19 protein-coding genes are annotated in these 26,755 nt (G+C 72.3%); 12 read left to right on the top strand and 7 right to left on the bottom strand.

Going from position 1 to position 26,755, the window contains the following annotated elements; all coding sequences use genetic code 11:
• Positions 1 to 138 precede the first annotated feature (138 nt).
• Entirely contained in the window at positions 139 to 1,152 is a 1,014-nt protein-coding gene (locus BM290_RS49350; protein WP_239144060.1) for a VOC family protein, read from the bottom strand.
• A gap of 1,327 nt (positions 1,153 to 2,479) precedes the next feature.
• Here BM290_RS49350 and BM290_RS47810 point away from each other — a divergent pair.
• A complete protein-coding gene (locus tag BM290_RS47810) occupies positions 2,480 to 2,986 on the top strand; it encodes a hypothetical protein (protein ID WP_143134135.1) in 507 nt (168 codons plus the stop codon).
• Positions 2,987 to 3,237: 251 nt separating this feature from the next.
• Here the strand turns inward: BM290_RS47810 and BM290_RS42035 are convergent, their stop codons facing one another.
• Entirely contained in the window at positions 3,238 to 3,990 is a 753-nt protein-coding gene (locus BM290_RS42035) for a hypothetical protein (RefSeq protein WP_093621573.1), read from the bottom strand.
• Between the two features lie 148 nt (positions 3,991 to 4,138).
• Between BM290_RS42035 and ndk the strand changes: the two genes are divergently transcribed.
• Positions 4,139 to 4,555: a nucleoside-diphosphate kinase gene (ndk, locus tag BM290_RS42030; protein WP_043526307.1), complete on the top strand. Its 417-nt coding sequence runs from the start codon at positions 4,139 to 4,141 to the stop codon at positions 4,553 to 4,555.
• 2 nt (positions 4,556 to 4,557) lie between these two features.
• Here the strand turns inward: ndk and BM290_RS42025 are convergent, their stop codons facing one another.
• The 4 genes from BM290_RS42025 to BM290_RS42010 form a co-directional block, all read right to left on the bottom strand.
• A complete protein-coding gene (locus BM290_RS42025) occupies positions 4,558 to 5,343 on the bottom strand; it encodes an ABC transporter permease (RefSeq protein ID WP_093621572.1) in 786 nt (261 codons plus the stop codon).
• A gap of 73 nt (positions 5,344 to 5,416) precedes the next feature.
• Positions 5,417 to 6,187: an ABC transporter permease gene (locus BM290_RS42020; protein WP_239144061.1), complete on the bottom strand. Its 771-nt coding sequence runs from the start codon at positions 6,185 to 6,187 to the stop codon at positions 5,417 to 5,419.
• A complete protein-coding gene (locus tag BM290_RS42015; RefSeq protein ID WP_093621570.1) occupies positions 6,184 to 7,161 on the bottom strand; it encodes an ABC transporter ATP-binding protein in 978 nt (325 codons plus the stop codon). Before BM290_RS42015 ends, BM290_RS42020 begins: the two co-directional genes overlap by 4 nt.
• Positions 7,162 to 7,190: 29 nt before the next feature.
• Complete coding sequence (locus tag BM290_RS42010) at positions 7,191 to 8,189, bottom strand: ArsR/SmtB family transcription factor (RefSeq protein WP_093621569.1); 999 nt, start codon at positions 8,187 to 8,189, stop codon at positions 7,191 to 7,193.
• 59 nt (positions 8,190 to 8,248) lie between these two features.
• On the opposite strand from BM290_RS42010, the gene BM290_RS42005 reads away from it, so the two are divergent.
• From BM290_RS42005 to BM290_RS41995, 3 genes are all read left to right on the top strand, one after another.
• Positions 8,249 to 9,796, top strand: a complete 1,548-nt coding sequence (locus tag BM290_RS42005) for an alkaline phosphatase D family protein (RefSeq protein ID WP_093621568.1) — start codon at positions 8,249 to 8,251, stop codon at positions 9,794 to 9,796.
• 254 nt (positions 9,797 to 10,050) lie between these two features.
• Complete coding sequence (gene ileS, locus BM290_RS42000; protein ID WP_093621567.1) at positions 10,051 to 13,164, top strand: isoleucine--tRNA ligase; 3,114 nt, start codon at positions 10,051 to 10,053, stop codon at positions 13,162 to 13,164.
• Positions 13,165 to 13,298: 134 nt separating this feature from the next.
• Positions 13,299 to 13,973 (top strand): lysophospholipid acyltransferase family protein, encoded by a 675-nt coding sequence (locus BM290_RS41995; RefSeq protein ID WP_093621566.1) that lies wholly within the window; start codon positions 13,299 to 13,301, stop codon positions 13,971 to 13,973.
• Between the two features lie 301 nt (positions 13,974 to 14,274).
• Here the strand turns inward: BM290_RS41995 and BM290_RS41990 are convergent, their stop codons facing one another.
• Entirely contained in the window at positions 14,275 to 15,768 is a 1,494-nt protein-coding gene (locus BM290_RS41990) for a hypothetical protein (protein ID WP_093621565.1), read from the bottom strand.
• Positions 15,769 to 16,048: 280 nt separating this feature from the next.
• Here BM290_RS41990 and BM290_RS41985 point away from each other — a divergent pair, with 280 nt between their 5' ends.
• From BM290_RS41985 to BM290_RS41955, 7 genes are all read left to right on the top strand, one after another.
• Complete coding sequence (locus tag BM290_RS41985) at positions 16,049 to 16,846, top strand: alpha/beta fold hydrolase (protein WP_093621564.1); 798 nt, start codon at positions 16,049 to 16,051, stop codon at positions 16,844 to 16,846.
• A gap of 29 nt (positions 16,847 to 16,875) precedes the next feature.
• Positions 16,876 to 19,377 carry a SpoIIE family protein phosphatase gene (locus tag BM290_RS41980; RefSeq protein WP_239144062.1) on the top strand — a complete coding sequence of 834 codons (2,502 nt, stop codon included), beginning with the start codon at positions 16,876 to 16,878 and terminating at the stop codon, positions 19,375 to 19,377.
• Complete coding sequence (locus BM290_RS41975; RefSeq protein ID WP_093621562.1) at positions 19,374 to 19,718, top strand: STAS domain-containing protein; 345 nt, start codon at positions 19,374 to 19,376, stop codon at positions 19,716 to 19,718. The genes BM290_RS41980 and BM290_RS41975 overlap by 4 nt, the downstream gene beginning before the upstream one ends.
• Before the next feature lie 20 nt (positions 19,719 to 19,738).
• A complete protein-coding gene (locus tag BM290_RS41970; RefSeq protein WP_093621561.1) occupies positions 19,739 to 21,682 on the top strand; it encodes a TIGR03960 family B12-binding radical SAM protein in 1,944 nt (647 codons plus the stop codon).
• A gap of 60 nt (positions 21,683 to 21,742) precedes the next feature.
• On the top strand, positions 21,743 to 22,468 hold the full coding sequence (locus BM290_RS41965) for a TIGR03936 family radical SAM-associated protein (protein WP_093621560.1): 726 nt from the start codon (positions 21,743 to 21,745) through the stop codon (positions 22,466 to 22,468).
• A 229-nt stretch (positions 22,469 to 22,697) separates the two neighbouring features.
• A complete protein-coding gene (locus tag BM290_RS41960; RefSeq protein WP_093621559.1) occupies positions 22,698 to 25,967 on the top strand; it encodes an Rne/Rng family ribonuclease in 3,270 nt (1,089 codons plus the stop codon).
• A gap of 109 nt (positions 25,968 to 26,076) precedes the next feature.
• Positions 26,077 to 26,577, top strand: a complete 501-nt coding sequence (locus BM290_RS41955) for a hypothetical protein (RefSeq protein ID WP_093621558.1) — start codon at positions 26,077 to 26,079, stop codon at positions 26,575 to 26,577.
• Positions 26,578 to 26,755 lie beyond the last annotated feature (178 nt).

Raw genomic sequence — 26,755 nt, 5'->3', positions numbered from 1 at the left:
ATGATCTTTGTGTGAGAACTCAGATCATGGACAGGGTCCTCCCTGTTTCACTAGACCTCGACCACCACAAATCCCCCCGATGGTCAAAACACGAGAAAGGGCGGCCGGGTTGTCCCCGGCCGCCCTTTCCGTCGTCTCTCAGTGGATCGCCCGCCACTGCGTTATCGCGATGTTGTGGTTGTCCGGGTCGCGGAACGTGGCCGACCACAGCTCCAGCTTGTCGCCCCGATTCACCGGTCGCGGCGAGTGGACGAACTTGACGCCCTTCTCCCGCAACTCGGCGTGCACCGCCTCGATGTCGCCGACCTCCAGGTTCAGGTAGATCAGGCGGCCCGCCTCGGCGGTCAGGTTGTGGACGGTCCGCAGCACCAGGCGGGTGTCGCCGGACGCCAGCACCGCGCTGCCGTCGCCGTTGTCGATCTCGTGGAAGCCGAGAACGTCCCGGTAGAACTCGGTCGACCGCTCCAGATCGGTGACCAGCACCGTGATACCCACCCCGTGGATCGCGCCGGCGGTGGCCGGACGCGCACTCGGGTAACCGGTGATCACATCGCCGGCGTGCTCGTCGGGGCGTCCGCTGAAGTCGCCCCACGGGCCGTTCCGCCGCTGCTCCCCGCCCTCGGCGGCCGGATCCGGGCCCGGCGGCGGGACATCGTCCAGGTTCGGGGCGGGGAACGCGTCGGGGGACACCGCGGCACGGCCCACGGCGACGCCGAGAATGCCGTCACGCAGCGCTGACGGGCGTGGCGTGTCGTCGGCGGGCGGTGCCACGATGCCGTCAGCCCGGGCTGCCGTGGCCCGTGGCCCGTCCTCCGGGGCGGGCGCCGGGTCCGTGTCGATCGGCAGGTTGTGGCCGCGCAACGGGAAGTTGTCGAGCGGGATGTCGATCTGGTCGATGCCGGGGCGCGGCTCCGACGGGCGCGGGGTGGCCGGGGGTGGGGCGCTCGGGAACGGGCGATCCGGCTCGGGGGCGGTCGGCGGGAGCCCCACCGGAGACGGCGAGGCGGAGGCCGACGTGGGCGTGGGCTCGCGGCGGGGCGGGGCCTGCCGTGGTTGCTCCGCCTGCTCCGTGCCTGCCGTCTCGAATGACTCCGTCTCGTCGCCGGGCTGGCCGAAGAATCTCGTCCGGCTGCCGAGCGGACGGGTCTCCACGTTCGGCGGGATCGTCGAGGCCGGGGCGGGAGCCGGGGTGGGCTGCGCCCAGGCCGAGCCGGAGGACGTCGCGGCGGATCGCGGGCCGGTCGCCTGCGGTTGCTGAGCGTTCGCCGGTAGCGCGTCGCTCTGCGGCTGGGCGGGACCCGGCTGCCGGAGGTTCGAAGGCGCAGTGCCGGGCTGCGGGCGGGAGGCCTCGGACGGTCTCGGGCTGGGCTGCCGGCGGGGCGGGCCGGTCGGTGCCGGGGTCGGCTCGGGGGACGCGGACGTCTGTTGCGGGGCCGGGGAGACCGGACGTGCCGGGGCCGCCCAGCGGTCGTCGGCGGAAGCGGGAGACCGTGGCGCCGGGGCCGGCTGGGCCGTCGGAGCCGGGGCGGTGGGCTCTGCTGGGCGGGCCCACGCGTTCTGCTCACGGGCGGTGGGGCCGGAACGGGCCGGCCGGGCCGGTGGCGGGGGAGGCGGAGCGGCGTCCCTCGGGCGTGCGACCGGCGGAGGTGGCGGTGCCGGTGCGTCCGGGCGGCGTGCCGCCGGTGGGGGAGGCGGGGTGAGGCCGGGGACGCGGGAACCGGTTCGTGTCGACCTGCCCGCCGGAGAAACCGGGTCGATCGGGTCGGTGCGGCGGCCGGCGGGTGAGACGGGGTCCGTGGGGCGGCCGGCGGGTGAGACGGGGTCCGTGGGGCGGCCGGCGGGTGAGACGGGGTCCGTGGGGCGGCCGGCGGGTGAGACGGGGTCCGTGGGGCGGCCGGCGGGTGAGACGGGGTCCGTGGGGCGGCCGGCGGGTGAGACGGGGTCCGTGGGGCGGCCGGCGGGTGAGACGGGGTCCGTGGGGCGGCCGGCGGGTGAGACGGGGTCCGTGGGACGGCCGGCGGGTGGGACCGGGTCTGTGGAACGGGCTGCCGGGTCGGATGGCTCGGCGAGGGGGCGCGCGGGCGAGACCGGATCGGCCGGGTCGGCGGAACGGGTGCTGGTGGAACGGTCTCCGGGGTCGGCCGCGGCCGTGGAACGGGCGGCGGTGGCCGTATCGGTGCGTTCCTGTTCGTCCGTTGTTCGAGCGTCGGCGGCTGTGCCGGTTGCGGTGGTGCGCTCCGGGGTGGGGGTGGCACGGCCGTGGGTGCCCTGGGCGGGGATGCCGGTGGCCGACGCCGCGGACGGGACGGGGGTCACCGGGGTGGTGGGTGGGCCGTCCAGGTCGATGTCGATGGCCGGGTCCGGGCGGGACTCGGTGGACGTTCGCTGGGCCGGGGGCACCGTGCCGGGCGCGTGTGTCGTGGTGGTCGTGGTTGCGGTGGGGGGCGCTTCGGTCGTACCGGATGAGAGGTCTGCCGGGGTGGCTCGTGGGCGTGGACTCGGGCGGGAGCCCGGTGGGCGGGAGGACGGTGACCGGACGGCGGATGCCGGGCCCGGGGTGGGGTCGGCCCGGGGCGTCGCGACGAACGCGGTGGTGCTGCTCCGGGGCGCGGTCTCCGGGTCCGACCCGCCGGCCGGGCCGGAAGTCGCCGCACGGGTGGTTCCGGAGGATGCCGCCCCGAAGAACGCCGGGCCGGAGGAGGCCTCGTGCGTGACGGGGCCGGGCACGGGTTCGGTGGTGACAGTGCTTCCGGAGACCGGGTCGGTGCTCCGGGACTTCCAGGGTGGCTCGGGGTCGGACCAGTCCGGGTCGTCGTCCCCGTCGATGTCGAGGTCGATCTCCGGGTCGGGGGCGGTCCGGGCCGTGGGCGCCGGCCGCACCGGCGGCTCGTCGGCGTCGTCGGCCGCGTGGGAAGCGGTCCCAGGGGCGGCCGCCTGGGAAGCGGTCCCAGGGGCGGCCGCCGCGGGGGCGGTGGTGTTCGGTTGAGCCGGGTGTGTGGTGGCCGCGGCCCGGGCGTGGCCCTCCGGCTGAGCCGGGCGGTCGGCAGTCTCGGTCTCTGCGGCGTAGGCGGCGGTCTCCGGCTGGGCCGGGCGGGTCACGGTCTCCGGTTCGGCCGCGTAGGTGGTCTCCGGTTCGGCCGCGTAACGGGTTTCCGGTTCGGCCGCGTAGGTGGTCTCCGGTTCGGCCGCGTAGGTGGTCTCCGGTTCGGCCGCGTAACGGGTCTCCTGCTCGGCCGCTTAGGTGGTCTCCGGCTGGGCCGGCCGGGCCCGCCGCGGAAGGGGCCCCGGCTCCTCGTCGGTGTCGACGACCTGGCCCTCGACGATCGTGCCGGCCGCGGTCTCCCGGACCACGACGGGCGCGCCCGTACGCCGGGCGTAAGCGGTGGCCGTGCCGCGGGAACCCGAGGACGGCCCGGGACCGTCGGTGTCGACCTCCCAGTCGTCGTCGCGGCCCTGCCAGGGCTCGTCGACGCTGCCGAACACCTCGTCGTCGAGGTCGTCCGGCTCGGGGCGACCGGCGGGGGCCGGTGGGGGTGGCGGGTCGTCGCCCTCCAGGCGGGCGGGGGCGTCGCGCCAGCTCACCCGGACCCGGCGGGTGTCGTCGACGTCGACGGTGATGGGCACGGTGGCGCCGGGCAGCGGCCATTTCTCGACCGGGATCCGTGGCTCGCGGACCGTCGTCTCGAAGGCGCCGAGCCCGGGCGCGACCACGATCAGCTGGATGGTGGCGCGGCCGTAGGCGCCGGCGACCGGGGGCGGCGTGATCGACCGGACCTCGGCGGTGCCGGCGACCGTGGCGCGGCCGCCCCGGCGCGGCGCCGGCATGAAGGCCACCGCTATGGCTATGGCCAGGACCGCCACGCCGAAGAACGCGACCGGTGAACTGGACATGCCGAGACCGAGCGCGATCACGAAGACCGCAATCGTGCCGATGATCCAGGCCACCAGCTTTCGCGCCGGGGCGATGGGTCGGCCGGTCTGGTTCGCCACTGTGGACCTCCCGGTAGTTCCCGTCAGGTTATGACCCGGCAGCGCATCCGCGAAAGTGCGGCAGTCCCGACATCGCCGCTCGCCTGGTTCCCGGTACCGATAGGCTGAACCTCGCGTGTCTGCCTGCACTGTGTAACGGAGGAACTGCGTGTCCAGCACCACCGAGCGTTCACTCGTCCTGATCAAGCCGGACGCGGTGCGCCGCGGTCTGCTCGGCGAGATTCTGTCCCGTTTCGAGCGTAAGGGCCTGGTCGTCGAGGCGCTGGAGTTGCGCACGATGGACGCGTCGCTGGCCGACGCCCACTACGCGGAGCACGTGGACAAGGCGTTCTACCCGCCGCTGAAGGACTTCATGACCAGTGGCCCGCTGGCCGCCCTGGTCCTCTCCGGTGACTCGGTGATCGAGGTGGTCCGGGCGATGATCGGCGCGACCGACGGCCGCAAGGCGGCCGCCGGCACGATCCGTGGTGATCTCGCTCTCTCCAACCGGGAGAACCTGGTGCACGCCTCCGACTCGCCGGAGAGCGCCGAGCGTGAGCTGGCTCTCTGGTTCCCCAAGCTCTAGAGCTAGAGGGTGTCGAGACTGGCCCGGCGACGGGATTCGGCCTCGAAGAACTTGAGCAGGACCGCGGCCACGATCGCGTAGACCGCTCCGACCAGCAGTTCCCGGCCGATCATGGGCGCGGCCGCATCGAGGCCGCGCCCGGCCGCCAGCATCCGGGCCGCCTCTGCCGCGTGGGTGATCGGCAGGCCCTGCCCGACGGTGACCATCCACTGCGGCAGGTCGCCGGGCGGCACGTTCACCCCGGTGAGCAGCAGGAGGACCGCCACCGCCACGTTCGAGATCACGAAGACGTCGCGGAACCGCAGTCCCAGCGCGCCCAGCGTCAGCCCGAAGAAGCCGCAGGCCAGCGAGCCGGCCGCCATGGCCAGCGCGAGACCGGGCAGGGCGGCGGGCGGGATCCGCAGGCCGAGCATCAGCGACGCCACGGTCAGGGTGAAGACCGAGATCAAGAGCCCGTTTCCGGCGTACGGCAGAACGCGCCCCCAGAAGATCGCGGTGCGGCTGCGCGGCGACAGCAGCACGTGCCCGAGGGTGCCGAAGCGGCGTTCGTTGGCGACCGCCATGGTCCCGCCGAACACACAGGCCAGTGAGGCGGTCAGCACCGCGTTGCCGACGAGGAAGAACTGGTCGTCGCCGACGCGCAGTTGCCGTCCCAGGTAGGCGAAGAACAGCAGCTGGAACAGCGGCCCGATGAAGAGGGTGCCGACGAACAGCGCCGGACGGGTCCAGTTGAACAGGGCTCGGTAGGCGATCATGCCGCCCACCGTCACCAGCCTCAGCCCGCTCATGCCGCCACCTCCGCTTCGCTCCGGCGTCGCCATGAGTTACAGGCGTCTTTTGATGATTCGCTCGCGCGCTCGCTCATGCCAGCGCCAGGGTGGCGGTGACGCGGGCGCGCCGCTCGACGACGGTGAGGGCGGCCGCGCCGAGCGCCAGGCACAGGCCGCTGATCGCCAGGCACATCGCGACCGACGGCCAGACCGGGCCGCCGGTGGTCGCCTCGTGCAGGGCGCGGGCGCCCCAGGTGGTGGGCAGCGCCGCGGCGATCGGCCCGGTCCACGTGGGCAGCACGGTGAGCGGCACGAGCATGCCGGAGACCAGCCACACCGGGTATTCGAGGACGTTGGCGAGCGCGTTGGCGTTGCGCATCAGCACGAACGTGGACGCGAGCAGCAGCCCGAACATGCCGAGCGCGACGATGCAGACGGCGGCGGCGACCGGGAAGGCGTACGGGTGGGCGAAGTCGAGCCGGATGCCGAAGAGCACCCGCCCCCAGATGAGGGTGGCCAGCAGCGAGTAGGTGCCGGTGATCCCGGTGGCGATGGTCAGCGGGAGGATCACCACGACCGGCCGCCTCGGCGCCATCATGATCATCTCCAGGGTGCCCTGCCAGCGCTGGTTCTGGATGGCGCCGCCGGAGCCGAAGAGCACCGACGACCACACGCCCATCAGCCCGGCGCCGACCGCGGCCTGCAGCAGCCGGTCCTGTTCACCGCCGGAGCGGAACAGGTAGACCGCGAGCACCGCCTGCACCACCGGCACGACGAGCGAGATGGCGATCTCGAAGGGCGACCGGCTGAGGTGCTTGGCGTGCATCAGCGTGCCCACCATCAGCATCCGCAAGGTCCTCATGAGGCGCCCACGATCGTGACGTACGCGTCCTCCAGGGTCGGCTCCCGGCTGTCCACCCGGCCCAGGCGGATCCCGGCCAGCTCACGCAGCACGTCACCCTGGATGTCCACGTGCGCGTCCGACTGCACGGTCAGCACCTGCAGCGCCCCGCGGGTCTCCACGGCCGTCTCCCGTACGCCCGGCAGGTCCCGCAGCGCCGCGAGGGCGGTGTCCGGCACCCCGTACGCCTCCACCTCGACGATCCGGCGCCCGTCCGCCCGGCTGCGCAGCTCGGCCGGCGTGCCCAGGGCCTGGATCCGGCCGTCGGCGATCACCGCGATCCGGTCGCAGAGCTCGTCGGCCTCGGCCATGTAGTGGGTGGTGAGCAGGACCGTGGTGCCGGTGGCGGCCAGGTTGGCCACGGTCTGGCGCAGTTCGCGGGCGGCGACCGGGTCGACGCCGATCGACGGCTCGTCGAGGAACAGCACCTCCGGCGCGTGCAGCAGTCCCCGGGCGATGTGCAGGCGCTGCCGCATGCCCCGCGAGTAGCCCTCGACCCGCTCGTGCTCCCGGCCGGCGAGCCGGACCAGTTCGAGCAGCTCGGCGATGCGCTTCCGCTGGTCGCGGGCGGGCACCCCGTACAGCTCGGCGAAGTATCGCAGGTTGTCCAGCGCGGAGAGACGGTCGTAGAGGCCACGGTCGCCGCCGAACACGTACCCGATGCGCCGTCGTACCTCCCGGGTCTGTTTCTCGACGTCGAAACCGCAGATCCGGGCCGTACCGCCGGTCGGGATGAGCAGGGTGTTGAGCATTTTGATGGTGGTGGTCTTGCCGGCGCCGTTCGGGCCGAGCAGGCCGAACAGCTCACCGCGGCGGACCGTGAAGTCGACGCCGCGGACCGCCTCGACCGTGGTGAGGCGTGGCCGCAGCCAGCCGGTCCGGGACCGGTAGGCGCGGCGCAGACCCTCCGCCTCGATGGCGTAGTCGCTTTCCATGCCTCGAAAGCTAGAGAACTCCGCCGATCTCAGGAAACGAATTCGGCGCGGGCCGAATCCTCGCCGAGCAGATTCACCAGGGCCAGACCGGCCGGTTCCAGGCCGTAGAGGACCCGCCGCCCGGCCCGCCGCCGGTGCACCACGCCGGCCGCCTGCAGATGGGCCAGGTGCTCGGAGACGGTGCTCATCGCCAGTCCCAGCACGGCCGCCAGCGCGGTGGTGGTCGACGGCGTGGTGAGGGCGCGCAGCACCGTGGCCCGGCCCCGGCCGATGAGCAGCGCGAGCCGGTCGTCCGGCGCCGGCGCGGGGCTGTCGGCGAGCACCGCCGCGCCGCGGGACTGGTAGGTGACCATCTGCGTCCCGGGGTCGTCGGTGGAGCAGAGCATCCCGCCGCGGGAGAAGATCAGCGGCACCAGCAGCACCCGGCTGCCGCTGACCGTGAAACCGGCGTCCAGCCGCTTGATCAGGGTGAGCACCGGCCGCTCCCAGATGATCCGCTCGTGCAGCCGGGAGAGCAGCGCGTCCGGGCCGTCGGCGGCGAGCGCCCGGGCCCGGAGCAGCACCTCCTCGTCGAGCGCCGCCCGCATGGCCGGCCAGCGTGGCGCCAGCGCCGCGTCCCACCAGGTGGCGAGGCCGTCGGCGAGCCGGTCCAGCGCGGTCTCCGGATCGTCCCGGAACGGCCGCAGGTGCTCGGGCAGCCGGCCGTCCCGGTGATGGGTCGCGAGCTGCGCGTCGATCACCTCGGGCGGGGTACGGCGAAGCAGCTCCAGTTGCTCGTCGATGGCCGGGGCCGAGGTCAGCGGGATCGGCGCGACGAAGTCGGGCATCCGCCGGGGCAGGTGCAGGTAGAGCTGCGCCGGAGCGGGCAGCGGGATCGCGCGCGCCTGCCGCACCCAGTCGGCGAACGGCCACGGCAGCCCGGCCGGATCGCGGGCCACCAGCCAGAGACTGCACACCGTCTCGAGCAGCGGGCTGATCGCGATCCGGGTCCGCGAGAGCGTCGGTTCGTCCAGCTCGATCCGAATCACAGCTCGGAGTTTAGGGAACGGCCACCCGAACGCCACCTTCGATCGATAGTCATCACCCTATGACCTCGATCTCCCGGCGGAACCTGCTGCGGGCCGGCGTGGCCGGCGGTGTTGCGGGCCTGGCCCTGGAAGCCCCCGCCTTCTCCGCGAGCGCTCCCGCCTTCTCCCTGGGCGGCACCCGCCCGATGCTCACCCACGGCGTGCAGAGCGGCGACGCGACAGCGGACGCCGCCGTCGTCTGGAGCCGGGCCGACCGCCCCGGCCGGCTCTGGGTGCAGACCAGCCGCCGGCCCGACTTCCGCGGCTCCCGGGTGCTCCGCGGTCCGATCGTCACCCCGGCCACCGACTTCACCGGCCGGGTGCGGCTGCGCAACCTGCCCGCCGGGGAGCGGATCTTCTACCGGGTGCGGGTGGAGAGCCTGGAACGGCCCGGGCTGTTCGGCGCGCCGGTGAGCGGCGAGCTGACCACCGCGCCGGACCGCCGCCGCGACATCCGGTTCCTGTGGACCGGCGACGTGGCCGGGCAGGGCTGGGGCATCGACCCCGCCTTCGGCGGGATGCGGATCTTCGAGTCGATGCGGCTGCGGCAGCCCGACTTCCTGCTGCACAGCGGGGACACGGTGTACGCCGACGGCCCGCTCGCCGAGACCGTGGCCCTCCCCGACGGCCGGATGTGGCGCAACGTGCTCACCGACGCGAAGCTGAAGGTCGCCGAGACCCTCGACGAGTTCCGTGGCCAGTACGCCTACAACCTGCTGGACGAGCACTACCGCCGGTTCGCCGCCGAGGTGCCGCAGATCAACCAGTGGGACGACCACGAGGTCACCAACAACTGGTATCCGGGCGAGATCCTGGCCGACGCCCGCTACACCGAGAAGCGGGTGGACGTCCTCGCGGCCCGGGCGCGACAGGCGTACCTCGAATGGCTGCCGCTCGGCCCGGTTGCGGCGCCCCTTCACCGGCGGATCCCGTACGGCCCGCTGCTCGACGTCTTCGTGCTGGACATGCGGACCGTCAAGGACCCCAACGACGGCAACACGTACGCCGACCCGTCCCGTGGCCTGCTCGGCCGGGAGCAGCGCGAATGGCTGATCGAGGGTCTGCGCCGCAGCCGCGCCACCTGGAAGGTGATCGCCGCCGACCTGCCGCTCGGACTGGTGGTCCCGGACGGCGCGACCGCGCAGGAGGGGGTGGCCCAGGGCGACCCGGGCGCGCCGAAGGGCCGTGAGCTGGAGTTCGCCGAGGTGCTGCGGGCCGCCCACCGGCACCGGGTGAGCAACATCGTCTTCCTCACCGCCGACGTGCACTACACCGCCGCACACCACTACGACCCGGCCCGGGCGGCGGTGCAGGACTTCACCCCGTTCTGGGAGTTCGTCTCCGGGCCCGCGCACGCCGGCGCCTTCGGGCCGAACGCGCTGGACGGCACCTTCGGGCCGGAGGCCGTCTTCGTCAACGCCCCGCCGGTCGCGAACACGTCGCCGGCACAGGGCTTCCAGCATTTCGGCGAGGTGGAGATCGACGGCCGGTCCGGTGACCTGACCGTTCACCTGCGCGATCGGGACGGTGTGGCGCTCTGGTCGAGGACGCTGCGCCCCGAGCGGTAATGCGGATGAGGGAATCCGAGGGTGGCCGGTATCGTTGTCTGCACGCAGGCTTTGAACCGGCCATCACCGGGGAGCCTCCGGAAGAAAAGATCCTCGGATCCGAGTAGAACCGGGCGGACACCGGACCGCGCAGATCATCCGGCGAATGAGCGGGCGGGTCTCCAAGAACCGCCAAGCGAGGTGGTACCGCGGGTCTTCGTCGAAGGCTCGTCCTCGCAGTCACGTCATGTGAACTGCTTGAGGGGAACACCAGAATGGCCTACCCGAAACACACCGACGCCACCGGCGTTCCGGCGAGCCCGGATCTGCCGGCGGTCGAGCGTGCCGTCCTCGACCACTGGGCGGCCGACAAGACCTTCGAGGCGTCCGTCGACCGGAACCCGGCCGGGGAGAACGGCTCCAACGAGTACGTCTTCTACGACGGCCCGCCGTTCGCCAACGGCCTGCCGCACTACGGGCACCTCTTCACCGGGTACGTGAAGGACCTGGTCCCCCGCTACCAGACGATGCGGGGCCGGCACGTCGAGCGGCGCTTCGGCTGGGACACCCACGGCATGCCCGCCGAGGTGGAGACCGAGAAGCAGCTCGGCATCACCAGCAAGGCGCAGATCGTCGACCTGGGCATCGAGAAGTTCAACGAGGCCTGCCGGGCGTCGGTGCTCGCCTACACCAAGGACTGGGAGAAGTACGTCACCCGGCAGGCCCGGTGGGTGGACTTCGAGAACGACTACAAGACCCTCGACCCGGCCTACATGGAATCGGTCATGTGGGCCTTCAAGACCCTGCACGACAAGGGCCTGGTGTACGAGGGTTTCCGGGTGCTGGCGTACTGCTGGCGCTGTGAGACCCCGCTGTCGAACACCGAGACCCGGATGGACGACGTCTACCGGGACCGGACCGACCCGGCGCTGACCGTGAAGTTCCGCCTGGACACGGGCGAGGACATCGCGGTCTGGACCACCACGCCGTGGACCCTGCCGTCGAACCTGGCGCTGGCCGTCGGACCGGACATCGAGTACGCCGTGCTCGAGAAGGACGGGCAGAGGCTGCTGCTGGGTGCGGGGCGCGTCGGCGCGTACGCCAAGGAGCTCGAAGGTTATGAGCAGGTCGGCACCGTGCAGGGCGCGGACCTGGTCGGCCGCCGCTACACGCCGCTGTTCGACTTCCTCGTCGAGCCGGCCGGGGAGAACGCCTTCCAGGTGCTCGGCGCCGATTTCGTCACCACCGAGGACGGCACCGGCGTCGTCCACATGGCCCCGGCCTTCGGTGAGGACGACCAGAACGCCTGCAACGCGGCCGGCATCCCGACCGTGGTGACCGTCGACGAGCACACCCGCTTCACCTCGCTGGTCCCGGACTTCCAGGGCCTGCAGGTCTTCGACGCGAACAAGCCGGTGATCGCCGTGCTGAAGGAGCGTGGCGTGGTGCTGCGCCACGACGCGTACGTCCACTCGTACCCGCACTGCTGGCGCTGCGACACCCCGCTCGTCTACAAGGCGGTGTCGTCCTGGTTCGTCGCGGTGACGAAGTTCCGGGACCGGATGGTCGAGCTGAACCAGCAGATCAACTGGACCCCGGGCCACATCAAGGACGGCTCGTTCGGCAAGTGGCTGGCGAACGCCCGCGACTGGTCGATCTCCCGCAACCGGTTCTGGGGCTCGCCGATCCCGGTCTGGAAGTCGGACGACCCGCAGTACCCGCGCGTCGACGTGTACGGCTCGTACGAGGAGCTGGAGCGCGACTTCGGGGTCAAGGTCACCGACCTGCACCGGCCGTACGTGGACGAGCTGACCCGGCCCAACCCGGACGACCCGACCGGGAAGTCGGTCATGCGCCGGGTCCCCGAGGTGCTGGACTGCTGGTTCGAGTCCGGGTCGATGCCGTTCGCCCAGGTGCACTACCCGTTCGAGAACAAGGACTGGTTCGAGCACCACTACCCGGGCGACTTCATCGTCGAGTACATCGGGCAGACCCGCGGCTGGTTCTACACCATGCACGTGCTGGCCACGGCGCTGTTCGACCGGCCCGCGTTCCGCAACTGCCTGAGCCACGGCATCCTGCTGGGCGAGGACGGGCGCAAGATGTCCAAGTCGCTGCGGAACTATCCGGACGTGTACCGGGTGTTCGACACGTACGGCTCGGACGCCATGCGCTGGATGCTGATGTCGTCGCCGGTGCTCCGGGGTGGCGACATGCCGGTCACCGAGCCGGCCATCCGCGACTCGGTGCGCCAGGTCCTGCTGCCGCTGTGGAACGTCTGGTACTTCTTCAGCCTGTACGCGAACGCCTCGGGTCACGAGGCACGCCTGCGCACCGACTCCCAGCACCTGCTCGACCGGTACATCCTCGCCAAGACCGGCGAGCTGGTCAGCGACGTGCAACGGCAGATGGACGACTACGACATCTCGGGTGCGGCGGCGAGCGTCCGCAGCTACCTCGACGCACTCACCAACTGGTATGTGCGCCGCTCGCGGGACCGGTTCTGGGAGGGGGACGAGGACGCCTTCGACACCCTCGCCACCGTGCTGGAGACGGTCACCCGGGTGGTGGCGCCGCTCGCGCCGCTGACCACCGAGGAGATCTGGCGCGGCCTGACCGGCGGCCGTTCGGTGCACCTGACCGACTGGCCCTCGGCGGACGCGTTCCCGGCCGACCACGAGCTGGTCGCCTCGATGGACGCGATCCGGGACGTCGCCTCGGCGGCCCTGTCGCTGCGCAAGGCGAAGGGCCTCCGGGTCCGGCTGCCGCTGGCCTCGCTCACCGTGGCCACGGCCGACGGAAGCCGGCTGGCCGGCCTCGGTGACCTGGTCAAGGACGAGGTCAACGTCAAGGACGTGGTCTTCACCGACGACGTCGCCGCGTACTGCCAGCAGGTCCTCACCGTCGTTCCGCGGGCGCTCGGCCCCCGGGTCGGCAAGCAGGTCCAGCAGGTGATCAAGGCGGTCAAGGCCGGGGAGTGGCAGCTCGTCGACGGTGCGCCGGTCGCGGCCGGCGTCACCCTGGCCGACGGGGAGTACGAGCTGAAGCTGGTCGCCTCCGACGTGGAGAACTCCGCGCCGCTGCCGGCCGGCGGTGGTGTCGTGGTCCTCGACACGGTCGTCACCGATGAACTGGCCACCGAGGGCCTGGCCCGCGACGTGATCCGCGTCGTGCAGCAGGCCCGTCGCGACGCCGGCCTGGACGTCAGCGACCGCATCACCCTCGTGCTGTCGGCCTCGCCGGCGGTCCGGGCGGCGGTCGAGACGTTCCGGGACTTCGTCGCCGGTGAGACGCTCGCCACCACGGTGGAGTTCGCCGACCCGGCCGGCGGGTTCACCGGCGAGGTCGGCGACGGCGAGCAGGTGACGGTGACGGTCACCGCAGTGTGATTCAGCCGATTGGCCCGGATGTTCGCCTTCAAGGGGGCGAGCATCCGGGCCAGTCCAAGATCACTAGGTACTTATCGGCCACTGTCAGCTAACCTCACAGCACCACACACCCCCCACGCGTCCCGGAGGACGAGTTGCCCCTGCTGTATTCGATCGCCAAAGCCACGGTGGGCAGGGTCCTCGACGTCGGCTGGCGGCCGCACGTCGAAGGCATCGAGCACATCCCGCAGAGCGGCGGCGCGATCTTCGCGGGTAACCACCTCTCCGTCGCCGACGAGCTGCTCCTCGGCACCGTGGTTCCCCGCCACCTGGCGTTCTGGGCCAAGTCCGACTACTTCACCGGCACCGGCGTCAAGGGTTTCCTCAATCGCAAGCTGATGGAGGGCGTGGGCGCCATCCGCGTCGAGCGTGCCGGTGGCCGCGCCGCCCTCACCGCCTTCGACGCCGCGATCCCGGCCCTGCGCGCCGGTGACCTGGTCGCCGTCTACCCCGAGGGCACCCGGTCACCCGACGGCCGCCTCTACCGTGGCCGCACCGGCGTCGCCCGTCTCGCCGTCGCCGCCGGAGTCCCGATCATCCCGGTCGGCGTCCTCGGCACGGACAAGGTCCAGCCGATCGGCCGCCTGGTGCCCAAGCTGGAGCGTGGTGTGATCTCGGTCAAGTTCGGCAAGCCCATCGACACGATCGGCCGCTCCGACGACCGGACCGCCCTCCGCGAACTCACCGATTACGTGATGACCGAGATCCAGAAGCTGACGGGCCAGGAATACATCCCCCGCTACGCCCCCAAGCGCGACGAGTCCGAGTGATCCGCCTCAGCCGCGCCTCCAGCTGATCGTTCTCGGTCAAACCCCTCGGCGGTACGGCCACGCGTCCCGCCTCGTGCCGACCCGCGACGCGGGCGAGACTCCCGGCCGCCAAGGCGCCTCACGGGCTGAGTCCCCACTCACCGCCCGGTGTCCCTCGCCGCGGCCCCGGTGAGGGACGCATGAGCCCGGCGGGGCGCTGTCGGCCGGGAGGCGGGGCCTGCGTCGCGGGCCGGCAGGAGGCGGGGCGGGTAGCCGTACCCGATGAAGTGCCTTGAGCGGGACCTGATCGCTGACGGTGAGATCAGGCTGGTGCCAGGACCGTCTTGCGGAGGCCGGCCACCAGGATGGCGCTCTCGCTGAGGGACCGGCGGGTCAGCAGGACCGTGGCGAGGCTGCCGTGGTCGGCCCAGGTGCAGGCTACGACCGAGGTGTCGTCGAGGCGGCCGGTGCCGCAGCGCTGATGTGCGCCGAACTCGCCGAGGTCGAAAGACTCCACGTCCTTCAGCTTCAGCGTGTCGGCCAAGCGGCTGAGCTGGGCGTCCACATCGGTGGCGGGGGTCAGGCGCAGGCCGGTGACGCCGAAGACGGTGACCCGTTTGCCGCGGTCGTCGGTGTAGATGCCGGCGAACGTGTTGCCCTCGGCGCCCTGCAACTGATCGGCGAGACGCTGTGCGGCCCGGCGGCCGGCCTCGGTGTCGCGCAGATTGAGGTCGGAGAAGGATTCCGGCAGCACTGCCGTCACCGGGTACTGGCGGAGGCCGGGGACATACCAGTAGGCGCCGGCCAGGGCCAGGAGCACCGTCAGGAACAGGCCCAGCCTGCGGAACCGCCGTCGGCGGCGCGGTCTCGGGATGGCGAGCGGCGCGCGGGGCGGGACCGGCCGGGGTGGGACCGGCCGGGGCTGGACCGGGATCCGCGGCGGCGGGCCGGACGGGGCGCGGCGACGGGTCAGCAGCCGGAACCGGCCCGGCGCGCCCGCGGCGGCCTGCTGACCCCGCACGGCGGCCTGCTGGCCTTTTGCGGCGATCTGGTGGCCCATTGCGGCGGCCTGCTGGCTTTTCGCGGCAGCCTGCTGGCCGAGTGATCGCAGGCGGTCGGGAGTTTCCGCGGCGACCTGCTGGCCCTTGGCCGCGGCCTGCTGGCCGAGTGATCGCAATCGGTCGGGGGCGGCGGCTGCGGCGCGCCGTCCCCACGCGCGGATCTTCGGCGGGATCAGCGGCGGCAGGCCGGTGCCGCCCGCGGGCGGCGGATAGGTGCCGGGCGCCGGGAGGGACGACGGTGTGGTGCCGGGCGCCGCCGCCGTGCCGTGGGCCGCCGGGTTCTCGATGCGGGTCGCCGCCGGATTCGCTGCGGAGGCCGATGCCGGGGTCGCGGCCGGACGAGGCGGCGCCGGCTCCGTGAGGCCGGTCGGGGCCGGGTGGGACGGCGCGGGGTGGGACGGCGCCGGTCCGGTGATGCGGGTCGCCGGAGGCGCCGGGTTCTCGATGCGGGTCGGGGGGAGTGGCGCCGCTGGGGTCGTGTACGCGTCCGGCCAGACCGGAGTGTCCTGATCGGCCCAGGGATCGACGGCCGGGATCGCGGTGCGGTCGTCGGCCGGGTCGGCGGGCTCGGCGCCGTTGACCCGGTCCACCATGCGGGACCACAGTGACCGCCGGGGCACGGCCTCGGGCACCGGCGCGGCGCCGCTCCACCAGCCGGGCACGTCCGCGGTCGGTGGCTCGCCGGGCCCGGCGAACCGGGTGGGGTCGGGCATTCCGGCGGCCGGGGTGGTGTCACCCGGCTGCTGGTCGGCCATGGGTTCGATCTCCTCACGCGCGCCGGGAGGCAGCACTCGCGTCCCAGGTTAGGCCGGGTGCGCCAGTGGGACGGGAGGTCGGGATCCGGACCCCGGACATGAATGCCGGACAACGAGGGCGATGTGCGAAACGCTCCGGAGTCGTATGGTTACCCGGACTTGGCTTCGAGCCGGCTCTCCGGGCCGGATGGTGTCCGGGGTCACCCGGGCATGCGACACCTCATTCGCTGCAGGCAGGAGGGAGGGGCGCGCCGGTCCCGCACGGCGTGCCGCACATCGCATGGGTACGACGGAGAGAAACGCGGTGACGATCTCGGGCGCCGAGTCCGGCCGCCCGATGGTGTTCGCTCACGGGTACGGCTGCGACCAGAACATGTGGCGGTTCGTCACCCCGGCGTTCCGGGACACCCACCGGATCGTCCTGTTCGACCATGTCGGTAACGGACGGTCTGATCTCTCGGCCTACCGGGACTCCCGGCACGGCTCGCTGACGGGGTATGCGGAGGACGTCCTGGACATTCTCCGCGAGCACGATCTGCGTGACGTGGTCTTCGTCGGCCACTCGGTGAGCGCGATGATCGGTGTGCTGGCCGCGGTCCGCGAGCCGGAGCGGTTCGGCGGGATCGTGATGGTCGGCCCGTCCCCGCGCTACATCGACGACGAGGCGGCCGGTTACGTCGGCGGGTTCACCCGGGCGGACATCGACGGCCTGCTGGAGTCGCTGGACAGCAACTATCTGGGCTGGTCCAGCGCGATGGCCCCGGTCATCATGGGCAATCCGGAGCGTCCCGAGCTGGGGGAGGAGCTGACCAACAGCTTCTGCGCGACCGATCCGGAGATCGCGAAGAAGTTCGCCCGGGTCACGTTCCTCTCCGACAACCGTGCCGACCTGCCGGACCTGCGGGTCCCGTCGCTGATCCTGCAGTGTTCCGACGACGTCATCGCCCCCACCGTGGTCGGCGAGTACGTCCACAAGAACACACCGGACAGCACCTTCGTGGCGCTGAACGCGACCGGCCACTGTCCGAATCTGAGCGCGCCGGAGGAAACGGTTGACGCCATCAAGTCCTGGTTGTAGACAGCGGGCATGATCGGCGGAGCATTGGCGTGAGTGAATCTGGTGGGCCGGACGTGACACAGGAGTTGCGACTGCCCTGGGACGACGATCCCGAGGACCTGTACGAGCACGCGCCCTGTGGCTACCTGACGACGCTTCCGGACGGCACGATCGTCCGGGTCAACGAGACGTTCCTGACGTGGACCGGTCACGCGCGCGCCGACCTGATCGGCCACCGGCGGTTCCGTGACCTGCTGACCGCTGGTGACCAGATCTTCCACGAGACCCACTACGCGCCGTTGCTGGCGATGCAGGGCGAGGTGCACGAGATCGCCCTGGAGGTGGTCGGCGCCGACGGCCGGCGGCTGCCCACCCTGGTCAACTCGGTGCTGGAGCGTGGTCCCGGCGGGGCGCCCCGGATCATCCGCACGATGGTCTTCAACGCCTCCGAGCGGCGCAGCTACGAGCGGGAGCTGCTGGCCGCCCGCCGGGCCGCGGAGTCGTCCGAGCAGCGGGTCCGGGTGTTGCAGCAGATAGTGGCCGACCTGGCGGCGGCCCCGACCGAGGCCGAGGTCGCGGAGGCGGTGGTCCGCGCGCCGGAGCCGGCCTTCCAGGCCACCAGCACCAGCATCTACCTGTTCGACGCCGAGGGTGACCAACTGGTCGCGGTGGCCTCGACCGACCCGACGACCGGCAACTGGGACGACATGCCCCGCTCGTCGACCCGGGCGGTGGCCGAGGTGGCGCGGCGCGGCGACCTGCACGTGATCGGCTCGGTGGCCGAGGCCGAGGCGCACTTCCCGGACCTGGCCGAGTCGATGCGCCGGTCCGAGCGCGGCACCGTGGTCCTGCTGCCGCTGACCACCGGCCCGGCCGACGACCAGGGCGGCCCGGTGGTGCTGGGGGTGCTCGCGTTCAGCTTCCGCGACGAGCGCGCCCTCACCGACGGCGAGCTGCGGGTCATCCGGCTGCTCGGGCAGCAGGCCGGGCAGGCGCTGGACCGGGCCCGCCTCTACGACGACGCCCGCCGGCGGGAGGAGCGGTCCTCGTTCCTGGCCCGGACCACCCGGGCGCTCGACGAGGAGCACCGCCTGCTCCAGCGGGCCCGCCGACTCGTCGAGCGGGTGGTGCCGGAGATCGCCGACTGGGCGCTGGTGCGGCTGCAGGTGGGCCCGGCCGGCCTGGTCGAGCACCACGGCGGCCCGGCGCCGGACCCGGCCCGGATCGAGGCCCGGACCAGCGAGGCGATCGAGACCGCGGCGCCGGTCTTCGCCACCGACGGCGACGGGCTGGGCTGCACCGTGCTGCCGCTGATCGTCCGTGGCCGGGTGCTCGGCACGCTCGCGCTGCGGATGGCGCCGGACCGCCGGGGTGGCCGGGCCGAGCAGATGTTCCTCGTCGACCTGGCCGACCGGGCTGCCCTGGCCTGTGAGAACGCCCGCCTCTACGAGCAGGAGCGGGCCATCGCCCGGACCCTGCAGCGCAGCCTGCTCGCCGCGGACGTGCCGGGCGCCGATCCGCGGTTCGTGGTGGAGACCCACTACCAGGCCGCGGCCCAGGACATGGAGGTCGGTGGCGACTGGTACGACGCGTTCCTGATCACCGCGAACAAGCTGGCCGTGGTGGTCGGCGACGTGGTGGGGCGGGGCATCGAGGCGGCCACCACGATGGGCCAGCTGCGCAGCGCGATCCGGGCGCTGGCCTCGGCCGAGAACGGGCCGGCCCGCCTGCTGGAGGGCCTGGACCGGTTCTGTGACCGGGTCGACTCGGCCCGGATGGCCACCGTCGTCTACGTCGAGGTCGACCTGCTCAGCAGTGAGATGGCGTTCGCCTGCGCCGGTCACCTGCCGCCGCTGCTGCACGAGCCGGCCGGCTCCCCGCAGTACCTGTTGCAGGGCCGCTCGGCGCCGCTCGGCTCCCGGGCCGGTGACGTCCGCCGGGTCGAGCACCGGCTGCGGCCGGCCCCGGGCAGCCGCCTGCTGCTCTACACCGACGGCCTGATCGAGCGCCGGAGCCGGGGCATCGACCGCGGCTTCGAGATCCTCGCCCGGGAGTACGCCCGCCGCCGCGACGCCCCGCTCAAGGGCCTGACCGCCGGGCTCGCCGACACCCTCGTCGGCCGCGATCACGCCGACGACGTGTGCCTGCTCTGCCTCACGCTCGGCGCCGAGGAGCGGCTGGAGCGCTCGATCGGCGCCGACCCGCTGCAGATAGCGCTGCTCCGCGCCGACATGCGCGGCTGGCTGGCCGGTCACGGCGTCGACCCGGACTGCCTGAACGCGGTGCTGCTGGCCTGCTCCGAGGCGGTGGCCAACTCGATCGAGCACGGTTACGACGACGACCCGTTCGGAGTGGTCGACGTGACCGCCACGATCAGCGCCGACGCGGTCGAGATCCGGGTCGCCGATCGGGGCCGGTGGCGCGGGGAGGACGCCGAGACGGCCCACGGGCGCGGGCTCCAACTGATCTACCAGTCGATGGACGAGGTGGCCTTCGACCGGGCCGGAGAGGGCACAACAGTGATCATGCGCCGCCATCGGGGTGCGCCATGACGGACCAGTGGGTGAGTTTCTCCCGGCGTGGAGCCGCCGAACTGGTCCATCTGAAGGGTGAGATCGACCTGGCCAACGCCAACGACATCGGCCGGGCCATCGTGGCACGGACCACGTCGGCGAGCGCGGTGCTGATCGACCTGACCGCGGTCTCGTTCCTGGACAGCGCCGGGGTGCGGCTGCTCGACTACATCGTCGGGGACCTGGACGACCGGGGGAAGCCGATCCGCCTGGTCGTCGGCGAGCGCGGGGCCGCCCGGATGACGTTGCAGCTCTGCGCCTTCCGGGCCGACCTGCTCGCCACCGACCTGGACCGGGCCGCGACGGAACTGGGCGGGTAGTCCGCGTACGCTGGACACCCATGAGCGTGAGTTCCGTCTTCCCGCAGCTTGAGCAGCTGCTGCCCCGGGTCAGCAAACCGATCCAGTATGTGGGCGGCGAGCTCGGCGCCGTCGTCAAGGACTGGGACACGACCACCGTGCGGTGGGCTCTGATGTACCCGGACGCCTACGAGGTCGGCCTGCCCAACCAGGGTGTCCAGATCCTCTACGAGGTGCTCAACGAGCAGGAGGACGTGCTCGCCGAGCGCACCTACTCGGTCTGGCCCGACCTCGAGGCGCTCATGAAGGAGCACGGCGTCCCGCAGTTCACCGTCGACGCGCACCGCCCGGTGACCGCGTTCGACGTGTTCGGGCTGTCGTTCGCCACCGAGCTGGGCTACACCAACATGCTCAGCGCGCTCGACCTGGCCGGCATCCCGCTGGACAGCGCCGACCGTGACGAGAGCCACCCGATCGTCCTGGCCGGCGGGCACGCCAGCTTCAACCCGGAGCCGATCGCCGACTTCATCGACGCCGCGGTGCTCGGTGATGGCGAGGAAGCGGTCCTGGAGATCACCGGGATCATCCGGGAGTGGAAGGCGGAGGGGCGCCCCGGCGGCCGCGACGAGCTGCTGCTGCGCCTGGCCCGTACCGAGAGCATCTACGTGCCCCGGTTCTACGACGTCGACTACCTGCCCGACGGCCGTATCCAGCGGGTCGTGCCGAACCGGCCGGACGTGCCGTTCCGGGTGGCCAAGCGGACCACGATGGATCTCGACGCCTGGCCGTACCCGAAGAAGCCCCTCGTCCCGCTCGCCGAGACGGTCCACGAGCGCTATGCGGTGGAGATCTTCCGCGGCTGCACCCGTGGCTGCCGGTTCTGCCAGGCCGGCATGATCACCCGCCCGGTCCGGGAGCGGTCGATCACCACGGTCGGCCAGATGGTCAAGGAGGGCCTGGAGTTCTCCGGCTACAGCGAGGTCGGCCTGCTCTCGCTCTCCAGCGCCGACCACTCGGAGATCGGCGACATGTGCTCCGGCCTGGCCGAGCAGTATGCGGACACCAACGTCTCGCTGTCCCTGCCGTCCACCCGGGTCGACGCGTTCAACATCGACCTGGCGCAGGAGCTGTCCCGCAACGGGCGGCGGACCGGTCTCACGTTCGCGCCCGAGGGCGGCTCGGAGCGGATCCGCAAGGTCATCAACAAGATGGTGACCAAGGAGGATCTGATCCGGACGGTCGTCACCGCGTATTCGAACGGCTGGCGCCAGGTCAAGCTGTACTTCATGTGCGGCCTGCCCAGCGAGACCGACGAGGACGTGCTGGAGATCGCCGAGATGGCGCACGAGGTGATCCGGGCCGGCCGGGAGGCCGCCGGCACCAAGGACATCCGCTGCACGGTGTCGATCGGCGGGTTCGTGCCCAAGCCGCACACCCCGTTCCAGTGGGCGCCGATGGACCGGCCGGAGACCATCGACGGCCGGCTCAAGATGCTCAAGAACGCGATCAACAGCGACCGTTCGCTCGGCCGGGCCATCGGGTTCCGCTACCACGACGGCGAGCCGTCGCTGATCGAGGGCCTGCTGTCCCGCGGCGACCGCCGGGTCGGCCAGGTCATCCGCCGGGTCTGGGAGAAGGGCGGACGCTTCGACGGCTGGTCCGAGCACTTCTCGTACGCGCGGTGGGTCGAGGCCGCCGACGAGGTGCTGCCCGGCTTCGGTGTGGACCTGGACTGGTTCACCACCCGCGAGCGCGAGGAGCTGGAGGTCCTGCCCTGGGACCACCTCGACTCCGGCCTCGACAAGGACTGGCTCTGGCAGGACTGGCAGGACTCCAAGAGCGAGTACGAGCAGGACGACTGCCGCTGGACCCCGTGCTTCGACTGTGGCGTCTGCCCGTCGATGGACACCGAGATCCAGATCGGCCCGACCGGCAAGAAACTGCTGCCCCTGACCCCCGTGAACAATCTGCGGGTCCCCGCTTAGGAGATAGACATTCCCCCGAAGAACCAGCCCGTCGGCGGCCAGGCCCCGGTCGTCCAGCGGATCCGCCTCCGGTATGCGAAGCGTGGCCCGCTGCGCTTCACCTCGCACCGTGACTTCGCCCGCGCGTTCGAGCGGGCGCTGCGCCGTGCGAACGTGCCGATCGCGTTCTCGCAGGGCTTCACCCCACACCCCAAGATCTCGTACGCCAGCGCCGCCCCCACCGGGGTCGGCAGTGAGGCGGAGTATCTGGAGATCGGCCTGCAGGCCCCGGTCGACCCGGAGGAGCTGCGTGTCGCGCTGGACGCCGCGCTCTCTCCGGGGCTGGACGTGCTGGAGGCGGTGATCGCCGGGCCGGGCAGCCTCGCCGACCGGATCGACGCCTCCCACTGGCGGCTGGAGCTGCCCGGTGTCGAGCCGGCGGAGGCGGAGAAGGCCGTCGGCGCGTTCCTCGACTCCTCGGAAGTCCTGGTGGAACGCATGACCAAACAGGGCCGCCGCAGTTTCGACGCGCGGCAGGCGGTCACGCGATGCGAGGTGGCCGGTGCGCCGGACCTACCTTCCGAGGCCGTTGCGGTACCGTGTGCGATAATCGACCTTGTCGTACGGCAGGTGACTCCCGCCGTTCGACCCGATGACGTCCTCTCCGGCCTGCGCGTGGTGGCCGGCCTGGAGCCGCCGGTGCCCCCACGGGTGACCCGGCTGGCCCAGGGCACACTCACCGCGCAGGGGGAGATCGCTGATCCGTTGGACGCGGATCGCGTGGACGTCGGCATCGGAGAACGCTAGCCGGGAGGCCGGTCGGCGTTCGACGAGAACGTTTTCAACGTGGCGAGGCGGGCAACACCCGGAGCCGGACATCGGACCGGTGGTCTTCGGCTGATGCCAGGTTGAAAAATGTTCGCTGGCAGACTTCGGCAAGCCCGACTTGTGAAGGCCGGGCCCGAAAAACTTTGCAGCGACCCTGCGTGGCAGCGCTCACCCGCGCCCGGGGTCGCCGAGAACTGGAGAGCGCCCCATGCTCGATAACGAGCCCCCAGTCAACCTGGGAGATCAGGGCGGCGAACCGGCCGGAGCGGCAGCTCCTTCCGGCGATACCGCCGCAAGCACCACCCCGGTCCGCCGGACGCGCGCCCCGCGCCGTAAAGCCGCCGCCCCGCCCGCAGAGCCTGCGGAGACGCCGGGTGCGGAGGGCGCCGCCGAGCCCGGCGCCGCGATCGAGGCAGCGGCCGCCGGCGATGCGGCCGCCGCCCCGGAGGCCACCGTGGCCCCGGAGGCCGCCGCCGCGGAGGCCACCGCCCCGGAGGCGCCGGTCGCGCCGGTGAAGAAGGCGACGCGGGCCCGCCGGAAGAAGGTCGAGCCGGCCGCCGAGGAAACGCCCACGCCGGCGTCCGAGACCCCCGCGGCTGAGGCGCCCGCCGAGGAGCCGCCCCCGCCGGTGAAGAAGGCCACCCGCGCCCGCCGGAAGAAGGTCGAGCCGGCCGCCGAGCAGCCCGCTCTCCTGGAGGTCCCGGCCGAGGACCCGACCCCCGCCGACGTCCCGGTCGAGGTGGCGGTGACCCCGCCCGCGCCGGTGGCCGAGGAGCTCTCCGAGGAGGACGAGGCCGCCCTCATCGAGGAGGCCGCCGTGCAGGCCGCCTCCGCGGCCCGCGCCGCCGGTGTCCCGGTCGTCGGCATCCTCCCGCTCGACGACGACTTCGTGGAGGAGCAGCCGGCCGCCCGTGGCCGCCGTGCCGCCCTGCCGCCCGCTGTGCTGTTCATGCCGCCGGAGGCCACCCAGACCGAGCCGGCCGCTCCGGCGACCCGTCGCCGCCGTCCGGCCGCCGTGCCGGAGGTCACCGCCGAACCGGTCGCCGCCGAGGTGACGGCCGAGGTCGAGACCGTCGCGGAGGAGCCCGCCGAGGGTGTCCGCCGCAGCCGTCGCCGCCGTCGTGGCGCGGCCGAGGAGCCCGCCGAGGTCGCGGTCACCGAGGCCGAGCCGGCGGTGGACGAGGCCGACGAGAGCGCCGACGACATCGAGGACGGCGACGAGGGCGACGACGACGAGGACGGCGGCCTGGGCCGTCGCCGCCGCCGCCGCCGGGGCCGTCGTGGCCGCGGCCGGGGCAAGGGCCCGTCCGACGACGCCGAGGACGGCGACGCCGACGCCGAGTCCGATGCGGAGGAGGGCGCCGAGGCGTCCGCCGACGAGGGCGAGGACGAGGAGGAGCCGGAGGACGGCGAGAGCGAGGGCGACGGCGTCACCCGCCGCCGGCGTCGCCGCCGCCGCAAGGGCTCCGGTGACGCCGAGACCGGTGGCATCGAGGACGGCGTGCACACCGTGGTCCGTGTCCGCGAGCCCCGGCGTACCGACGAGGTGCAGGGCGTCTCCGGCTCGACCCGGCTGGAGGCCAAGCGCCAGCGCCGCCGGGACGGCCGTGAGCAGCGTCGCACCCGCCCGCCGATCCTGAGCGAGTCGGAGTTCCTGGCCCGTCGTGAGGCCGTCGACCGCGTCATGGTGGTCCGGCAGAAGCAGGACCGTACCCAGATCGCGGTCCTGGAGGACGGGATCCTGGTCGAGCACTACGTGGCCCGGGCGACGTCCGGCACCATGGTCGGCAACGTGTACCTGGGCAAGGTCCAGAACGTGCTGCCCAGCATGGAAGCGGCGTTCGTCGACGTGGGCCGCGGCCGTAACGCCGTGCTCTACGCCGGTGAGGTCAACTGGGACGCCACCGGACTGGAGGGGCGCGCCCGCTCGATCGAGCAGGCGCTGCGCTCCGGCGACTCGGTGCTGGTGCAGGTCACCAAGGACCCGATCGGCCACAAGGGCGCCCGGCTGACCAGCCACATCGCGCTCTCCGGCCGGCACCTGGTCTACGTGCCGAACGGCAACGCCTCGGGCATCAGCCGCAAGCTGCCGGACACCGAGCGCAAGCGGCTGCGCGACATCCTGAAGAAGCTGGTGCCGGACGGTGCGGGCGTGATCGTCCGGACCGCGGCCGAGGGCGCGAGCGAGGACGAGCTGGCCCGCGACGTCAAGCGGCTGCAGGCGCAGTGGGAGGACATCCAGGCCCGGGCCACCGAGGGCAACGCGCCGCGCGCGCTCTCCGAGGAGCCCGACCTGGTCATCCGGGTGGTCCGGGATCTCTTCAACGAGGACTTCCGCGAGCTGGTGGTGCAGGGCGAGCAGGCGTACGCCGAGGTGGAGAACTACCTCGACTCGGTCTCCCCGGACCTGGTGGAGCGGCTGCGGCGGCACACCGGCGTGGCCGACGTCTTCGCCGAGTGGCGCATCGACGAGCAGATCCTCAAGGGCCTGGACCGCAAGGTCTTCCTGCCGTCCGGTGGTCACCTGGTGATCGACCGGACCGAGGCGATGACCGTCGTCGACGTCAACACCGGCAAGTACACCGGCGCGGGCGGCAACCTGGAGGAGACGGTCACCCGCAACAACCTGGAGGCGGCCGAGGAGATCGTGCGCCAGCTGCGGCTGCGCGACCTCGGTGGCATCGTGGTGATCGACTTCATCGACATGGTGCTGGAGAGCAACCGCGAGCTGGTGCTGCGCCGGCTCACCGAGTGCCTGGGCCGCGACCGGACCAAGCACCAGGTCACCGAGATCACCTCGCTGGGCCTGGTCCAGATGACCCGGAAGCGGATCGGCGCGGGCCTGCTGGAGGCCTTCAGCGAGACCTGTGACCACTGCAAGGGCCGGGGCGTGGTGATCCACCCGGAGCCGGTGCCGGAGAAGCGGTCCAATGGCGGCGGCGCGAGCACTCAGGTGAAGGCGGTGGCGGCGGCCGCGCCGCGTGCCGAGGCGCCGGTGCAGCAGCAGCCTCCGGCTCGCCAGCGGCGGCGTCGTGGCGGGGACAGCGCTCCGGTGGAGCAGCCGGTCGGGACGGTCACCGAGACGGCGATCGCCGAGCCCGTGGCCCCCGAGCAGGTGGCGGTCGCCGAGCCGGTGACGGTCGTGGAGCCGGGTCCGGCCGCGGAGGTGGCCGAGGTGCCGCCGGCCGCTCCGATCTCCGGTTCGGGCATCGTCCGGCGCGCGCCCAAGCCCGCGCTGACCGCGTCGGACGCTGACGACGACTACGACATCAGCGGCTACGACCTGTCCCGCTACGAGACGCCGGCCGAGTCGAACGGCACGTACCCGGCGGACGAGGAGCCGATGCGGCTGGCCGGCGCGGACGACCCGGACGCGGCCGACGACGACGAGGACGAGGACGACGACGCGGTGGGCGCCGGCACGGGCACCCGCCGGCGGTCGAGGCGCGGTGGCGCCCGGCGGCGTACACGTCCCTGACCTGTGCGAACCCGGCACGGCAGTTACTTGTAAAGAAAGTTAACTGCCGTGCCGGGTTTTCCGTTACCCTCGGCGGATCGATCCCTGTCCCCCGAGGAGACCGAGTCTCATGCGTATCCCTGCCCTCGCCGCGGTGGCGATCTCCGCGGTGCTTCTGACCGGCTGCTCCGGCGGCGACGAGCCGGCGTCCCCGGCCGCCCAGGCGCCCGCTCCCGCCGCGGCGGACGGCAGTGCGCCCGCGGCCCAGCAGACCGAGAAACCGACCGACGCCGCGCTCTCCGCGGACACCGAGGCCATCTGCGCCCAGGCCGGCCGGACCAGCAACGACTTCGGCAAGACCTTCGCCGAGGACTACCAGCTGCTGATCAGGGCGGCCGCGGAGAGCAAGGAGGCGAAGGCCAAGGCGCAGGAGAAGGTCACACGTGACCTGCAGAACTTCTCCTTCGCTCTGCTCGACATGTCGAAGCTGGCCGCCGACGCCGAGGTCAAGAAGGCACTGAGCACGATGGGAGCGCAGGTCACGGCCCTCAAGGGCGATGTCACCAAGCTGAACGAGAAGAAGCTGACCGAGCTGCACGCCGTGCTGGACAAGGCCTGCGGCCGGGGGTGACAGCCCGGTTTGGGTCTCGGCCCTGCGATGAAGTAGTCTTTCCGACGGCGCCTTTTCGGCGCTAGCTCCGTGCGCGCTCCATGATCGCAACAACTGGGTCACTTGAGCGCTTGCCGGAATCGAAGCACCATCCGCCAGCAGTCATTTGGCTGCGTAAGTCTCAGGGAGTCCGCGTCCC

The organism is Actinoplanes philippinensis (genome assembly GCF_900113015.1).
GTDB classification, from domain to species: domain Bacteria; phylum Actinomycetota; class Actinomycetes; order Mycobacteriales; family Micromonosporaceae; genus Actinoplanes; species Actinoplanes philippinensis.
The sequence above is the reverse complement of the archived record's forward strand: the minus strand, read 5'-3'. Positions and strand labels throughout refer to the sequence as shown.

What these genes read in the sequence shown, in the direction of transcription:
- BM290_RS41955 (WP_093621558.1), top strand. Translation starts at nt 26,077, where the DNA reads ATGCGTATCCCTGCCCTCGCCGCGGTGGCGATCTCCGCGGTGCTTCTG.
- BM290_RS41990 (WP_093621565.1), bottom strand. Translation starts at nt 15,768, where the DNA reads ATGGCCGACCAGCAGCCGGGTGACACCACCCCGGCCGCCGGAATGCCC.
- BM290_RS42005 (WP_093621568.1), top strand. Translation starts at nt 8,249, where the DNA reads ATGACCTCGATCTCCCGGCGGAACCTGCTGCGGGCCGGCGTGGCCGGC.
- BM290_RS41960 (WP_093621559.1), top strand. Translation starts at nt 22,698, where the DNA reads ATGCTCGATAACGAGCCCCCAGTCAACCTGGGAGATCAGGGCGGCGAA.
- BM290_RS41975 (WP_093621562.1), top strand. Translation starts at nt 19,374, where the DNA reads ATGACGGACCAGTGGGTGAGTTTCTCCCGGCGTGGAGCCGCCGAACTG.
- BM290_RS42015 (WP_093621570.1), bottom strand. Translation starts at nt 7,161, where the DNA reads ATGGAAAGCGACTACGCCATCGAGGCGGAGGGTCTGCGCCGCGCCTAC.
- BM290_RS42025 (WP_093621572.1), bottom strand. Translation starts at nt 5,343, where the DNA reads ATGAGCGGGCTGAGGCTGGTGACGGTGGGCGGCATGATCGCCTACCGA.
- BM290_RS41985 (WP_093621564.1), top strand. Translation starts at nt 16,049, where the DNA reads ATGGGTACGACGGAGAGAAACGCGGTGACGATCTCGGGCGCCGAGTCC.
- BM290_RS41970 (WP_093621561.1), top strand. Translation starts at nt 19,739, where the DNA reads ATGAGCGTGAGTTCCGTCTTCCCGCAGCTTGAGCAGCTGCTGCCCCGG.
- ileS (WP_093621567.1), top strand. Translation starts at nt 10,051, where the DNA reads ATGGCCTACCCGAAACACACCGACGCCACCGGCGTTCCGGCGAGCCCG.
- BM290_RS42020 (WP_239144061.1), bottom strand. Translation starts at nt 6,187, where the DNA reads ATGAGGACCTTGCGGATGCTGATGGTGGGCACGCTGATGCACGCCAAG.